Source organism: Streptococcus sp. HMSC064H09 (assembly GCF_001812625.1).
Lineage (GTDB): Bacteria > Bacillota > Bacilli > Lactobacillales > Streptococcaceae > Streptococcus.
Window position 1 is genome coordinate 1 of sequence record NZ_KV809604.1, and the last position, 15,983, is coordinate 15,983.

Here is a 15,983-nt window from a genome sequence, read left to right on the forward strand (position 1 = left end):
CATTGGTATTCGAATTTGACGAAAAATTGAACGTTGTTAACGAATACTACCTCGGAAAATAAGCTGAGATAAGTAGTTATCATTAACAAATAGAAAGTTGACTTCGGTCAGCTTTTTTCTTTTCTTGAAAAATAAATGTAAAAAGTGGTCAGAAAAGTCAGTCAATTCAGTAATTTTTCCTTGACTTTCAAGTTGGAAAGATGTATCATATTAACCAAGATACATCGAAAGGAAATGAGTCAAATGACATTCGCAACTACAACTGTTTTGCTATTGCGTAATGAGGGCTAGTGCAAAAGCATTAGTCCTGTTTGGCTTACCAAGCGGGAGGTAAAAACATCTCGCTTGGGTTTCCGAGTGAGATGTTTTTTTACTACTATCGTTTTTACTTTTAGAAAGAGGATTGTCTATGCGTAAAGTTGAATTTTTTGATACAAGTCTTCGTGATGGGGAACAAACACCAGGTGTTAACTTTTCAATCAAAGAAAAAGTTGCCATTGCTAAGCAACTTGAAAAATGGGGGATTTCTGTAATCGAAGCAGGTTTTCCTGCAGCTAGCCCAGATTCATTTGAGGCAGTAAAACAAATTGCGGAAGCTATGACAACAACTTCTGTTACTGGTTTGGCTCGTTCAGTAAAATCTGATATTGATGCTTGTTATGAGGCTTTGAAAGATGCCAAGTATCCACAAATTCATGTCTTTATCGCAACAAGTCCGATTCACCGTGAGTTTAAATTGAAGAAATCAAAAGAAGAAATTCTTGAAGCTGTAAAAGAGCATGTATCATATGCACGTTCAAAATTTGAAGTTGTTGAGTTTTCACCAGAGGATGCTACTCGTACTGAGCTTGATTTCTTGACTGAAGTTGTTCAAACAGCGGTTGATGCTGGTGCATCATATATTAATATTCCAGATACAGTAGGATTTACGACTCCAGAAGAGTTTGCACGTATTTTTGATCATTTGACTGAAAATATTAAATCAGAGCATAAAGTTGTTTTTGGTGTTCACTGTCACGATGACCTCGGTATGGCAACTGCAAATACTTTGACAGCAATTAAACACGGTGCTGGACGTGTACAGGGAACTGTTAATGGTATCGGTGAACGTGCGGGTAATGTTGCTCTTGAAGAAGTAGCTGTTGCCTTGAAAATTCGTGAAGACTTTTTCCAAGCAACAAGTGATATTGTTCTTAATGAAACAATGAATACTTCAGAGCTTGTTTCTCGCTTCTCTGGAATTCCTGTTCCTAAAAATAAAGCTGTTGTTGGTGGAAATGCCTTCTCTCATGAATCAGGTATCCACCAAGATGGTGTTCTTAAGAACCCACAAACTTATGAAATTTTCACACCAGAATTGGTAGGTGTGAAGAGTAACAGTCTTCCTCTTGGTAAATTGTCAGGACGTCATGCCTTTGTTGAAAAATTGAAAGAACTTGAGCTTGACTTTGTGGAAGAAGATATCAAACCACTCTTTGCCAAATTTAAAGTCTTGGCTGGGAAAAAACATGATATTACTGATGCAGATATTCGTGCACTTGTTGCTGGTACAAGTGTAGATAATCCAGAAGGTTTCCACTTCGAAGATCTTCGTTTGACTACTAATGCTGATGAAACAATCACTGCTACAGTAAGCTTGGCTAATGAAGATGGTGAATCTGTTGAATTTTTGGCAAATGGCCAAGGGTCAGTTGAAGCTATCTTCAATGCTATTGACAAATTCTTCAACCAAACAGTTCGCTTGACTTCTTATAATATTGACGCAGTAACTGATGGTATTGATGCGCAAGCGCGTGTACTTGTAACTGTAGAAAATGTAGATACAGATACTATTTTCAATGCATCTGGTTTGGACTTTGATGTCTTGAAAGCATCAGCAATTGCCTATATCAATGCTAATACATTGGTTCAAAAAGAAAATGCTGGTGAGATGGCACGTAAGGTTTCTTATCGTGACCTTCCATAAGCCGAAGAGGAGTTAAACATGACAAAGAAAATTGTAACACTTTCAGGTGATGGAATTGGACCTGAGATTATGGCAGCAGGTCTTGAAGTTCTTGAAAAAGTAGCTTCAAAAATTGGATTTGATTACGACATCGATGCTAAACCATTTGGTGGTGCTGGCATTGATGCTGAGGGTCATCCACTTCCTAAGTCAACTTTGGATGCTGCTAAATCAGCAGATGCTATCCTCTTGGCTGCAATTGGTGGACCTAAATATGACAATGCGCCAGTTCGTCCTGAACAAGGACTTTTGGCCATTCGTAAGGAGTTGAATCTCTTTGCTAATATCCGTCCTGTCCGCATCTTTGATGCTTTGAAACACTTGTCACCTCTTAAACCTGAGCGTATTGAGGGCGTAGACTTCGTCGTTGTTCGTGAGCTCACAGGTGGTATTTACTTTGGTGAGCACATTTTGGAAGAAGATAAGGCTCGCGATATCAATGATTATTCAGCAGATGAGATTCGTCGTATCATGCGTCGTGCCTTCAAGATTGCTCAAGGTCGTGGCAAAAAGGTCACTAGCATTGATAAACAAAATGTTTTGGCAACTTCTAAATTGTGGCGTAAGGTTGCTGATGAAGTTTCTTTGGAGTTTCCAGATGTAACCCTTGAACATCAGCTCGTTGATAGTGCCGCAATGATTATGATTACCAACCCAGCTCGTTTTGATGTGGTTGTGACAGAAAACCTTTTTGGTGATATCTTGTCTGATGAATCAAGTGTCCTTCCAGGAACGTTAGGTGTTATGCCATCTGCCAGTCATTCTGAAAATGGTCCAAGTCTTTATGAACCAATCCATGGTTCAGCACCAGATATCGCTGGTCAAGGTATTGCCAATCCAATTTCAATGATTTTGTCAGTAGCTATGATGTTACGTGAAAGTTTCAATGAAACTGAAGGGGCAGAATTGATTGAAAATGCTGTTGATAAGACCTTGAATCAAGGCATCTTGACACGTGATTTGGGTGGTCAGGCTTCGACTGCTGAAATGACAGCAGCTATTATTGGCAATCTCTAAAATCATGACACTGAAATTAGTGTTACTAAGTATTTTGTTGGTATGGAATATTGTCGTCTTATTGGTTTATGGCCTTGATAAACATAAGGCTATCCGACATAAGAGACGGATTTCTGAGAAGGCATTATTATTGCAGACTCTGATCTTTGGTGGTATTGGTGCCTTTCTAGGTGGGAGACTTTTTAGACATAAAATTAACAAATGGTATTTTAAGCTTTTCTGGCTTATAGGAATTGTTATAGATGTCTTTCTTTTATACCTTATTCTAACAAGACTTTCGGATTAGCTAATCCTTAGATTATAATTGGAGTATTTTATGAGCGGAAAATCAATTTTTGATAAACTTTGGGAACGCCACGTCGTTACTGGAAACGAGGGCGAACCACAATTGATGTATGTGGATCAGCATTATATTCACGAGGTTACAAGTCCACAGGCCTTTCAAGGACTTCGTGATGCCGGACGTAAAGTTCGTCGCCCAGATTTAACTTTTGGTACGACAGACCACAACGTTCCTACGGTTGATATTTTTAACATTCGTGACCTTATTTCTAAAAACCAAATTGATACTTTGGCGAAAAACGTTGAGGAATTTGGTATTGATGCGGCTACCCACGGTACTGCTCGTCAGGGGATTGTCCACATGGTTGGTCCTGAAACAGGTCGTAGTCAACCAGGGAAATTTGTCGTTTGTGGAGATAGTCATACGGCTACTCATGGTGCCTTTGGTGCTATTGCCTTTGGTATTGGTACATCTGAGGTAGAACATGTCTTTGCGACACAATGTTTGTGGCAAGTGAAACCGAAGAAAATGAAGGTTGAATTTGTTGGTAAACCACAGCCAGGTGTTTATTCAAAAGACTTTATTCTTGCACTCATTGCACGCTATGGCGTTGATGCTGGTGTAGGATACGCAGTTGAATATTGTGGTGAAGCTATCGATGCTCTTTCAATGGATGAACGCATGACCATCTGTAACATGTCTATTGAATTTGGTGCTAAGATGGGTCTTATGAATCCGGACCAAAAAACTTATGATTATGTTGAGGGGCGTCCATACGCACCTAAGGGTGAGAAATTCGAAGAAGCAGTAGCCGACTGGAAAACTTTGGTTTCAGATCCAGATGCTGAATATGATAAAGTGATTACTATTGATGTTTCAGAATTGGCACCTATGGTTACATGGGGAACTAACCCTGAAATGGGTGTTGAGTTTGATCAACCATTCCCAGAAATCAAGGACTTTAATGATGAACGTGCCTACGAGTATATGGACGTTAAGCCTGGTGAATATGCTAAAGATATTGATCTTGGCTATGTCTTCATTGGTTCTTGTACTAACGCACGTCTTAGCGACCTTGAGTTAGCTGCTAAATTCGTTAAAGGAAAACATATCTCACCGACATTGACAGCTATTGTTGTTCCAGGTTCGCGTCCAGTTAAGAAAGAAGCTGAACGTCTTGGTTTGGATAAAATTTTCATGGATGCAGGATTTGAATGGCGCGATCCAGGTTGTTCAATGTGTCTTGGTATGAACCCAGACCATGTTCCAGAAGGTGTGCACTGTGCATCTACAAGTAACCGTAACTTCGAGGGACGTCAAGGCTATGGTGCTCGTACTCACCTTTGTAGTCCAGCAATGGCAGCAGCTGCAGCAATCGCTGGTAAATTTGTAGATGTCCGCGATATGCCAGAAGTTCAAGCATAAGGGAGAAGATAATGGAAAAATTTACCGTCTATACAGGGAAATCAGTACCTTTGATGAATGATAACATCGATACGGACCAACTCATTCCCAAACAATTCTTGAAAGCTGTTGATAAAAAAGGTTTCGGTAAGAATTTGATGTTTGAATGGCGTTACCTTAATGATGATTACGATGAAAATCCTGATTTCGTCTTCAATAAACCTGAGTATCGCGATGCGACCATTTTGGTTACTGGTGATAACTTTGGTTCGGGGTCATCTCGTGAACACGCTGCATGGGCATTGGAAGATTACGGTTTCCGTTGTGTTATTGCTGGATCATTTTCAGATATTCACTATAACAATGAATTGAAGAATGGTATGTTGCCAATCGTTCAACCTTTGGAAGTCCGTCAAAAATTGGCTGCTCTTCCTGCAGGTGAGGAAATTACGATTGACCTTCCAAACCAAGTGATTAAATCTTCAGCAGGAGAGTTTCCATTTGATATCGATCATGAGTGGAAACGTAAATTGGTTGAAGGGCTTGACGATATTGGAATCACTCTTCAATATGAAGATTTGATTGCTGCCTATGAAAAACAACGCCCATCATATTGGCAATAAGAAACAATGATGTGTTTGTAAAATAATAATGAGGACTTAAAAGAATGGGATAAGGACAATGTTTAAGGTGTTGTTCTATCTCATTCTTTTTGTTTGAAACAGTTAACATGGTAGAGGCGTTTTTACAAGGAGCGTATGCTATAATAGAAAGATAGAAAGGAGGCCTTCATGTTTGCACAATTGGATACAAAATCCGTCTATAGTTTCATGGATAGTGTTGTAGATTTGACCACCTACGTTGAGCATGCCAAAGAGCTTGGCTATCAAGCCCTTGGTTTGATGGATCGTGACAATCTCTATGCTGCTTATCATTTTGCTCAGTTTGCAAGTAGCAAGGGTTTACGTCCTTTGATTGGTATGGAAGCTAATCTATTTTACGAGGGAAGAAAAATTCCTTTTCGTCTATTAGCAAAAAATAATCAGGGCTATAAAAATTTGATGAAGTTGGCAACAGAGCTCTCCTCAGGGCAACGCGAGTTTACAGCTTTTTCGGACTATCTAAATGCTATTGCCCTCATCCTTCCGAGTGAAGACTGGGAGCCAGGGATGACTCTTGGTTCAGAGGTTTTTATTGGGATAAGGCCAGAAGATACTGGCAAAGAGTTTGATTATCCTGTAATTCCTTTACATACAGTGCGTTATTTTGAGAATGCAGACCGCTCGACGATTCAGATGTTGCATGCCATCTCACAAAACGTTTCCTTGTCAGAGGCCTCTATTTGTCCTATGAATCAGCTTCTTTTCTCGCCTCAAGAAATGGAAAGTGCATATAGTGATATTCCAGAGGCTTTGAACAATTTGGAGCAACTTGTTTCAGAAATTACTTATCAATTTGATACGGATTTGAAGCTTCCCCGTTTTAATCGTGATATGCCAGCAGTTGACCAGTTACGTCAATTAGCCCAATCTGGATTAGAAACAAAAAAGTTAAGCGAAGCAGTTTATCAGGAACGTTTAGACAAAGAATTGTCTATCATTCATCAGATGGGATTTGATGATTATTTCTTGATTGTCTGGGACTTATTACGCTTTGGGCGTAGCCGTGGTTATTATATGGGAATGGGACGTGGGTCTGCTGCAGGAAGCTTGGTGGCCTATGTCCTTGATATTACTGGAATTGATCCCGTTAAAAATGACTTGCTTTTTGAGCGTTTTCTAAATGAAGAACGTTATAGCATGCCTGATATAGATATCGACTTGCCTGATATCTATCGAAGCGAGTTTCTTCATTATGTTAGGGACCGTTATGGTAGTAAGCACTCTGCTCAGATTGTTACTTTTTCAACTTTTGGGGCCAAACAGGCTATCCGAGATGTTTTTAAACGTTTCGGAGCCAAGGAATTTGAACTGTCACAACTTAGTAAAAAGATTTCTTTTCGTGACACCTTGACCTCTGTCTATGAGAAGAATATGTCATTTAGACAGTTGATTAATCAAAGACAAGAATTTCAGAGGGCTTTTGAGATTGCTAAGGCTATTGAAGGTCAGCCAAGACAGACCTCAATCCATGCTGCTGGTATAGTGATGAGTGACGATGACCTGACCAACCATATTCCTCTAAAAGCTGGTGAGGATATGATGATTACTCAGTACGATGCCTCCGCGGTCGAAGCCAACGGCCTGCTTAAGATGGATTTCTTGGGCCTCCGTAATTTGACCTTTGTTCAAAAAATGAAGGAGAAACTTGAAAAAGATCAGGGAGTCGCTATAGATATCAAATCAATTGATTTGGAAGATCCACAGACCCTAGCTCTTTTTGCCAAGGGTAAAACTAAGGGAATATTTCAGTTTGAGCAGGCGGGTGCTATTAACCTTCTTAAACGGATTAAACCTGCTAAGTTCGAAGAAGTGGTAGCGACAACCTCTCTTAACCGACCTGGAGCTAGCGATTATACAGATAATTTCATTGCTCGTAAATACGGTAAGGAAAAAGTAGATCTCATTGATCCAGTAGTTGCACCAATTCTTGAGCCTACTTATGGCATCATGCTCTATCAGGAGCAGGTTATGCAGATTGCCCAAGTATTTGCGGGCTTTACACTCGGAAAAGCCGATTTGCTTCGTCGAGCGATGTCTAAAAAAGATGCCAATGAAATGTCTAAGATGTCCGAACAATTCATGGAAGGAAGTCGTCAGTTAGGACGTGACCCACAGATTGCTGAACGCCTCTTTAGTATGATGGCTAAGTTTGCAGGTTATGGCTTTAATAGAAGTCATGCCTATGCCTACTCAGCTTTAGCCTTTCAGTTAGCCTATTTCAAAACGCACTACCCACAGATATTTTATGACGTCATGTTGAATTATTCGTCTAGTGATTACATTAAGGATGCAATTGAAAATGGCTTCTCCCTAGCTAGTCTCGATATTAATAGGATTCCCTATCTGGACAAGATTTCAGATGGCAAGATCGTATTAGGTCTTAAGACTATCAAAGGCTTGCCAAGAGATTTTGCCCTTTGGATTATTGAGGATCGCAAACAAAATGGAAAATACATTTCTATAGAAGACTTTTTAACACGTATTCCTAGCAAATATCAGAAAGTCGATATTTTGACACCTCTTATTCAAATTGGTTTGTTTGATATTTTTGAACCAAACCGTCAGAAAATCATTGGCAATTTAAACAACCTCTTTACTTTTGTCAATGAGTTAGGAAGCTTGTTTGCAGAGTCCTCTTATTCTTGGGTTGATTATGAAGACTATAGCCAGACGGATCGTTATAATTTAGAACAGGAGTTACTAGGAGTTGGGCTTAGTCCGCATCCCTTACACCTTGCTCAAAAAATGGCCTCTCGTCCCTATCAACCAATTTCTGATTTGACTGTTAATAGTAAGGCGACGGTTTTGGTTCAGCTAGAGTCCGTTCGAATTATCAGAACTAAAAAAGGTGATCAGATGGCCTTTCTGAACGTCACTGATGGGATCAATAAACTTGATGTCACCCTTTTCCCAGAAACCTATTTCTATCATAAGGATAAGTTGAGTGAAGGTGGTCTCTTTTATCTTGATGGACGGACCCAGGAGCGTGATGGACGCATTCAGTTAATTTTGTCCAACATGGAGGAAGCTAGTACGGAGCGTTTCTGGATTTTACTTGAGAATCATGATAAGGACTTAGAAGTTTCTCAAATCTTAGCTAAGTATCCCGGGAACATTCCTGTCATTATTCGTTATCAAGGAAGTAAGGAAACTATCGTTAGTCAAAGATATAAAGTAGCTAAGAACGAGGAACTTAATCAGGAATTAGCACCTTATGTGTTGAAAACGGTTTTACGATAAAAAAAACAATAAATCTTTTCAAATTTAAAGCCATTTAGAATTCTTTGTGTTATAATGAAAATGTTAAATATATAAAAGGAGTATCAGGAATAATGAAACGTATTGCTGTTTTGACTAGTGGTGGAGATGCCCCTGGTATGAACGCTGCCGCTCGCGCAGTTGTTCTCAAAGCAATTTCTGAAGGAATTGAAGTATTCGGCATTAACCGTGGATACGCTGGTATGGTTGAAGGAGATATCTTCCAACTTGATGCTAAAGGCGTAGACAACATCCTAAGCCGTGGTGGTACTTTCCTTCAGTCTGCTCGCTATCCTGAGTTTGCCCAACTTGAGGGTCAACTTAAAGGTATTGAGCAACTTAAAAAACATGGAATCGAAGGTGTAGTAGTTATTGGTGGAGATGGTTCTTACCATGGTGCTATGCGTTTGACTGAACATGGTTTCCCAGCTGTTGGTCTTCCAGGAACTATCGATAACGATATCGTTGGTACAGACTATACAATTGGTTTTGATACTTCTGTTGCAACTGCAACAGAAGCTATCGATAAGATTCAAGACACTGCTTTCAGTCACGGACGTACTTTTGTCGTTGAAGTTATGGGACGTAACGCTGGTGATATCGCACTTTGGGCTGGTATTGCTTCTGGTGCAGACCAAATTATCGTACCTGAAGAAGAGTACGACATCAACGAAGTTGTCCGTAAAGTTAAAGAAGGTTACGAATCAGGTGCTAAAACTCACCACGTAATCGTACTTGCTGAAGGTGTTATGGGTGCTGACGAATTCGCAGCTAAAATGAAAGAAGCTGGAGATACTTCAGATCTTCGTGCAACAAACATTGGACACGTGGTTCGTGGTGGTTCACCAACTGCGCGTGACCGTGTTCTTGCTTCATGGATGGGTGCACATGCGGTTGACCTCCTTAAACAAGGTATTGGTGGTGTAGCTGTTGGTATCCACAATGAAGAGCTTGTTGAAAGCCCAATCCTTGGTACAGCAGAAGAAGGCGCTTTGTTCAGTCTTACTGAAGACGGTAAAATTATCGTTAACAATCCACACAAAGCTCGTCTTGACTTTGCAGACCTTAACCGTTCATTGTCTAACTTGAGCTAATCTCAGTTACTTAAATTATTGTTAATCCGTCGCTAAGGCGACAAAAAATATAAGGGAGTTTTTATTTATCATGAATAAACGTGTAAAAATCGTTGCAACACTTGGTCCTGCGGTTGAAATCCGTGGCGGCAAAAAATTTGGTGAAGATGGTTACTGGGGCGAAAAACTTGACCGTGAAGCATCTGCTAAAAACATTGCTCAATTGATCAAGGAAGGTGCCAACGTTTTCCGTTTCAACTTCTCACATGGTGACCACGCTGAACAAGGTGAACGTATGGATGTCGTTCGTATGGCAGAAGACCTTGCTGGTCAAAAAGTAGGTTTCCTTCTTGATACAAAAGGACCTGAAATCCGTACTGAATTGTTCGAAGGTGATGCTAAAGAGTATGCATACAAAACTGGTGAACAAATTCGTGTTGCTACTAAACAAGGTATCAAATCAACTCGCGACGTTATCGCATTGAACGTTGCAGGTGCACTTGACGTTTTTGACGATGTAGAAGTTGGTAAACAAGTTCTTGTCGATGATGGTAAACTTGGTCTTCGTGTTGTAGACAAAGATGCTGAAAAACGTGAATTCATCGTTGAAGTTGAAAATGATGGTATCATCGCTAAACAAAAAGGTGTAAACATCCCTTACACTAAAATTCCTTTCCCAGCACTTGCTGAACGTGATAACGCTGATATCCGTTTTGGTCTTGAACAAGGTCTTAACTTTATCGCTATCTCATTCGTACGTACTGCAAAAGACGTACAAGAAGTTCGTGCTATCTGTGAAGAAACTGGTAACGGTCACGTTCAATTGTTGGCTAAAATCGAAAACCAACAAGGTATCGATAACATCGATGAAATCATCGAAGCTGCTGACGGTATCATGATCGCTCGTGGTGACATGGGTATCGAAGTACCATTCGAAATGGTTCCAGTTTACCAAAAAATGATCATCACTAAAGTAAACGCTGCTGGTAAAGTTGTTGTTACAGCTACTAACATGCTTGAAACAATGACAGAAAAACCACGTGCAACTCGTTCTGAAGTATCTGACGTATTTAACGCAGTTATCGATGGTACAGATGCTACAATGCTTTCTGGTGAGTCTGCAAATGGTAAATACCCAGTTGAATCAGTTCGTACAATGGCTACAATTGATAAAAACGCTCAAACTCTTCTTAAAGAGTATGGTCGTCTTGATTCATCAACATTTGACCGTTCAACTAAGACTGAAGTAGTTGCGTCTGCAGTTAAAGATGCTACTAACTCAATGGATATCAAACTTGTTGTTGCTCTTACTGAATCAGGTAACACTGCTCGTTTGATTTCTAAATACCGTCCAGAAGCTGATATCTTGGCTGTAACATTCGATGAAATTACTCAAAAATCATTGATGCTTAACTGGGGGGTTATTCCAGTAGTTACTGAAAAACCAAGCTCAACTGATGATATGTTTGATGTTGCTGAAAAAGTTGCATTGGAATCAGGTCTTGTAGAATCTGGTGACAACATTGTTATCGTTGCTGGTGTTCCAGTAGGTACAGGTGGTACAAACACTATGCGTATCCGCACAGTAAAATAATTTAAGTATAACTTAAATAGAAAGAAGATCCTTGGGATCTTCTTTTTTTGCTCTATAATCTTTTTAGTGGTTTAGCTATTGAAGTGATTATAGAGTTTTTTTCATAGGTAGGTAAATTAATCGGATAATAATAAGAAATGAAGAAGTGGCGAATTAATATTTATTACATTTGGCATTTTAAACAGATTTTGTCCTAAATGTCGATAAAACGAGAATCTGTGTCATAGGCCTAGAAGATTTTAGAGAAGAGGGAAATTATCTTTTCTAAGAGTTTTGTTTTTCTTGAAAACTACGAGTTACAGAAAGGCGCTAAATAGGCTTTTAAACTATAGTTAGGTCAATTGTAAACATTATTTTTTTAGGTAGACTTCTTAAATAACTATCAATTTATCTTTAAATAATGACTTACTAATTTAAAATGTCTAATAAAATCTTAATTATGAAAATTGATTTTTGAAAAAAATGAAATCATAATTTTCTTTTTACTGACAATTCTAAAGATAAATAATTATGAAATCTTGCATTGAAATCCTTATAATTAAGTAATATATATACAATTATTCTATTGTTTACTTGATTTTATTTAAGTAAATTTTTTAAAATATTTGAAAATATGAGCAAAACTTTTCACAAATATTAGGAAATTTGTTAGAATGTTTAACGATTAGTATTTTTAAATACTTTTAATCTCATTGAGGGGTGAGATACTTAATTGTATATGTGTGGAGGATTACCAAAGTGGGTAAAGATTTATTTAATGATCGTATAAGTCGATTTTCGATTCGTAAGTTGAATGTAGGCGTTTGTTCGGTCTTGCTTGGAACACTTGTTATGGTTGGTACTGCTAGTCAAGTATCTGCCGATGAAACAGCTAACCAAGTGCAAGCAGGAGATGTAACAAGCACTACTGCAACAGTGAGTGAAGAGTCATCTTCACAGACTGCTGTTGCTGCTCAAGCTTCAACGGAAGTCGCAAATATTTTATCTAGTACTGAGACTAATAGTCAGTCTCAAACTGTTTCAAATGCTAGCTCAGCTAATTCTGAAACGTCGACAACACAAGCTTCTAGTGAAACAACATCTCAAGCAGCTTCGTCAACGTCAGCAACTACTGCAGCATCTACCACTAGTGTTGCTGGCTCTACAAGTGTAGGCAATACTACGGGAGTTTCAACGACAGCCTCTGTTACATCAGCATCATCTGAGACACCTGCTTCAGAAACAGCATCTGAAGCACAAGGTGTGGACGTTCAAGCAGAAGCTTCTACAACGAATGCTCTTTCAAGTGGAGCCGAAGCGTCTGCTGTAGAGCAACCTGTTGTAACAGCAGAAACTTCTGGTCGACGTCGTACACGTCGTGCATTAGGTAATCCTAATGACGAAAGCTTGATTGGGGATGATGTTGAAGATGCAACTTCAACACCAAAAGTTGAAAAACCAGGCTTTACAACAAATGTTGATGCCAAATCTATGGCTAGCCAAATCTCATGGTTGGACTTTGGAGATGTAGCTAACTGGACAGGAACTACTACAGTACTAGTTCCTAAAAGTGAAGTTAAACCAACTGAGAACTTAGAAGAAAAATTGGCTCTTCAAGTTGGGTCTACCTATACCAAGGAAATTATGCCTGGTTATGTAGTTACTGTAAAAGTCAAATCCTTGAAACCTTTCCAAGCGACTGAAATCTATAAGAAACGGATGGAAAATCAAGGGGCTACAGAAGCTGAAAAAGCAACCTATGATCCAAATGCAAAAAATGGTTATGTAAGTGGAGTCACTTCAAATGCTGCTAGGCAAGCTTTTAACAATGGTGAAGAGGCCAAAATCGTTGCTGATGCCCAAAATAATTGGACTGAAATCAGATTTGAGAATATTGATACGAAAACCAAGAAGACTACCATAAGTTCAGCTTTGAATGGTGGAAATATTGGAGTTCAGTTTGAAATCTCTGCAACCTTCCGTGGTAAGACAGTTAAGCCAGCTATTGTTATGGCTGATGGGGAGTCTGCTAACCCAGGTGAATTAGTTATGTTTACTACCAATGGAGAAGGTTGGCAGCATATTGGAGAATGGAAAAAGTTTACCAGACCAACTACTTCTGTAACATATTCACCACAAGATACTGAAAATCTTTTTGGACCTAATCCTAAATTTAATAATACCAACTTAAACCAACTTCGTAGATCTACTCAAGTTGGACCAGAAAAGAAACCAGTAGCTTGGAAGTATTTTGGAAATCCTGACAAAGTTACAGGTGGTCTAGGAACCGGTATCTTTGGACCAAACATTTCTGAAGGTAATTATACTGTTCCAATCGTTATGACGCGTGGTGCCTCTGAAGTTGGACTTTATGTCGCTTCAGGTGGTAAACAGTCAGCAATGCTAGGATTCTTCCCAATTGATGAAGGGGACGCTCCTGAGTCATACGGAAAAGCTATGCATACCATTGCAACTGTAGATGGTATAACTGGTGCTAAAGTAAATCAACCATATATTGGTAATGTGAGCCCAGATATGGATGAGAATACTGTTCTTGACTGGTTCGGTGATGATAAGGCAACTACGGCCGATGAAGGAATTGACCAATTGCTTCCAGATGAGCTTAAAGGTACAACCAATGAGATGATCAAGATGGATCGTACACGCCCAGGTAACTACAAGCTGTCAATAGAAGCCCATACAGATGGAGCTTCAGAAGCTTATATCTACGGTTGGATAGACTTTAACCAAAATGGTACCTTTGATGAAGATGAACGCTCTGATCTTGCAAGAATCACAAATGACGGTACAGTTGAGTTGACTTTTGCAAATAGCAAGACTTATATCGACCCTAGCGTTAAAGAACTAGGTGCTCGTGTTCGTATTGCCAAGAAAGCTAACGAGATTGAGAGCCCAACTGGTATGGCCCTCTCAGGGGAAGTGGAAGACTTCAGAACTCAAATTACGCACCCACCAAAAGGGGAATTCAAGGAAACAAGTGGTCCTCAAGGGGCGAAGCAAACTGCAACTGTAACCTTTACAGCACGTGGAGAACACAAGTATGAGCTTAATTCTAGTGCCGTTATTGACGAAATGGTAGAACCATACATCGTTGATAAAGATGGCAACCGTGCTACTCTTGATGGGGACGGTTACTATGTCGTTCCAGGACAAGGTAAGTACAAGATTACTGCCAACGGTAAAGATGTCGATGTTGAATTTATTCCTGAAGATAACTTCCTTGGAACAGCTGATGGTATTTCTATCCGTCGTTCAGATAACAACGGTTATGATACTGGTTGGTCAACAAAATTCCCAGATCAAGAAGCAAACATTAATGGTCAGTTGAATACCATGGATGGTCAATACGTTCCAACAGTCACTCCAATTGAAATCGAAGGAGTTGACAAAACTTCGACTGATGTTCAAGGTGCGACTCAAAAAGAAACTCCAACTTTTAACACAACTGCGACTAACTCAAATGGTGAAAAGATTGCAATCACTCCAAGTGCCGAATATCCTGCTAAGTTGGTGGATCCTGCCACAGGTCTCACTACTGATGCGCCATCTGTAACAGTTGAAGGGGAAGGAACTTATACGATTAATCCTTCAACGGGTGAAGTAACCTTCACTCCAGATCCAAGCTTTACTGGTACAGCCAAAGGTGTGGATGTTACATTGTCAGCGCCAGTTGGTAGAAACAAAGATGGTAAGATCCAACAGGATTACATCAAGACTGCAACAGCTAAGTACACACCAACAGTCACACCAATCACAGTGACTCCTACAGACAAGGTTTCTGCGGATGTTCAAAACGTTCCTCAAACCCAAACACCAACCTTTGATTTGAGTAATGATAAGACTGCTGAAATCACAAGCAAGAAATTGGTAGATCCCGCAACTGGTCAACCAACTGATGAAACAACAGTGACAGTAGCAGGTGAAGGTAGCTATACTATCGACCCAACGACTGGAGCAGTAACATTTACGCCAGAAAAAGACTTTGTTGGTACTGCAAAAGGAGTAACTGTTCAGGCAACTGCTACTATTACAAATGCTAATGGTAAGACTGCAACCATTACTTCAGATGCGACCTACACACCAACTGTTGTGCCAGCAGTTCCAACTGCAAACCCAGCAACTTCTAAAGATATCCAAGGTGCAACACAAACAGGGACACCAACCTTTGCAGGAACGACTGTTCAAGTAAATGGTGAAGATAAAGCTATTACCATTAAAGACAATAGCTACACATTGCTAGATAAAGATGGTAACGAAGTTTCAAGCACACCAGCCTTTGCTGAAGATGGTACAACTGAAATCGGTACTTACTCTATCGATTCAGCTACTGGTCAAGTCACTTTCACACCGACTGATAAATCATACACAGGTGTAGTAACACCGGCCAAGGTTCAAGCTGAAAGCTCAAACGGTATCAAGGTGGATACAACATACACACCTGAAATCGTACCGGTAACACCGACAGCAACACCAGCTGAAACAGAAGATATCCAAGGTGCTACTCAAACTGGTAAACCTGAATTCAAGGGCGGAACTGTAACCGTTGATGGTGTTGAGAAAACAGTAGCGATTAATGAAGCTGTTCCAGCGACCTTCGATGATGGTTCAACAACTAAGACAGTAGATGGTGTTGGTACTTACACAGTAGCAGCCGACGGTACAGTGACATTTGTACCAGAAAAATCAT

Annotated in this window: 9 protein-coding genes; all 9 read left to right on the top strand. The window is 39.8% G+C overall.

Going from position 1 to position 15,983, the window contains the following annotated elements; genetic code table 11:
• Window positions 1-409 precede the first annotated feature (409 nt).
• The gene (locus HMPREF2867_RS07955; RefSeq protein WP_037597709.1) at window positions 410-1,966 is read left to right on the top strand and encodes a 2-isopropylmalate synthase; all 1,557 of its coding nucleotides are present in this window, start codon (window positions 410-412) and stop codon (window positions 1,964-1,966) included.
• An 18-nt stretch (window positions 1,967-1,984) separates the two neighbouring features.
• Window positions 1,985-3,022, top strand: coding sequence for a 3-isopropylmalate dehydrogenase (gene leuB, locus HMPREF2867_RS07960; RefSeq protein ID WP_002890787.1), 1,038 nt, complete (start codon window positions 1,985-1,987; stop codon window positions 3,020-3,022).
• Window positions 3,023-3,026: 4 nt separating this feature from the next.
• Window positions 3,027-3,308 carry a DUF1294 domain-containing protein gene (locus tag HMPREF2867_RS07965; RefSeq protein WP_070576972.1) on the top strand — a complete coding sequence of 94 codons (282 nt, stop codon included), beginning with the start codon at window positions 3,027-3,029 and terminating at the stop codon, window positions 3,306-3,308.
• A gap of 30 nt (window positions 3,309-3,338) precedes the next feature.
• Window positions 3,339-4,730, top strand: a complete 1,392-nt coding sequence (gene leuC, locus HMPREF2867_RS07970) for a 3-isopropylmalate dehydratase large subunit (RefSeq protein WP_070576965.1) — start codon at window positions 3,339-3,341, stop codon at window positions 4,728-4,730.
• Window positions 4,731-4,741: 11 nt separating this feature from the next.
• Complete coding sequence (gene leuD, locus HMPREF2867_RS07975) at window positions 4,742-5,332, top strand: 3-isopropylmalate dehydratase small subunit (protein WP_002890790.1); 591 nt, start codon at window positions 4,742-4,744, stop codon at window positions 5,330-5,332.
• 168 nt (window positions 5,333-5,500) lie between these two features.
• Window positions 5,501-8,611, top strand: a complete 3,111-nt coding sequence (locus HMPREF2867_RS07980; protein WP_070576967.1) for a DNA polymerase III subunit alpha — start codon at window positions 5,501-5,503, stop codon at window positions 8,609-8,611.
• Window positions 8,612-8,703: 92 nt separating this feature from the next.
• Window positions 8,704-9,723 (top strand): 6-phosphofructokinase, encoded by a 1,020-nt coding sequence (pfkA, locus tag HMPREF2867_RS07985; protein WP_070576969.1) that lies wholly within the window; start codon window positions 8,704-8,706, stop codon window positions 9,721-9,723.
• Between the two features lie 70 nt (window positions 9,724-9,793).
• On the top strand, window positions 9,794-11,296 hold the full coding sequence (gene pyk, locus HMPREF2867_RS07990) for a pyruvate kinase (RefSeq protein WP_004182640.1): 1,503 nt from the start codon (window positions 9,794-9,796) through the stop codon (window positions 11,294-11,296).
• A gap of 738 nt (window positions 11,297-12,034) precedes the next feature.
• On the top strand, window positions 12,035-15,983 hold a 3,949-nt coding region (locus tag HMPREF2867_RS07995), incomplete at its 3' end, for a CshA/CshB family fibrillar adhesin-related protein (RefSeq protein ID WP_141751009.1).

Excerpts from the sequence above, each read along its gene's own strand:
- HMPREF2867_RS07955 (WP_037597709.1), top strand. The coding sequence starts at position 410 with ATGCGTAAAGTTGAATTTTTTGATACAAGTCTTCGTGATGGGGAACAA.
- leuB (WP_002890787.1), top strand. The coding sequence starts at position 1,985 with ATGACAAAGAAAATTGTAACACTTTCAGGTGATGGAATTGGACCTGAG.
- HMPREF2867_RS07965 (WP_070576972.1), top strand. The coding sequence starts at position 3,027 with ATGACACTGAAATTAGTGTTACTAAGTATTTTGTTGGTATGGAATATT.
- leuC (WP_070576965.1), top strand. The coding sequence starts at position 3,339 with ATGAGCGGAAAATCAATTTTTGATAAACTTTGGGAACGCCACGTCGTT.
- leuD (WP_002890790.1), top strand. The coding sequence starts at position 4,742 with ATGGAAAAATTTACCGTCTATACAGGGAAATCAGTACCTTTGATGAAT.
- HMPREF2867_RS07980 (WP_070576967.1), top strand. The coding sequence starts at position 5,501 with ATGTTTGCACAATTGGATACAAAATCCGTCTATAGTTTCATGGATAGT.
- pfkA (WP_070576969.1), top strand. The coding sequence starts at position 8,704 with ATGAAACGTATTGCTGTTTTGACTAGTGGTGGAGATGCCCCTGGTATG.
- pyk (WP_004182640.1), top strand. The coding sequence starts at position 9,794 with ATGAATAAACGTGTAAAAATCGTTGCAACACTTGGTCCTGCGGTTGAA.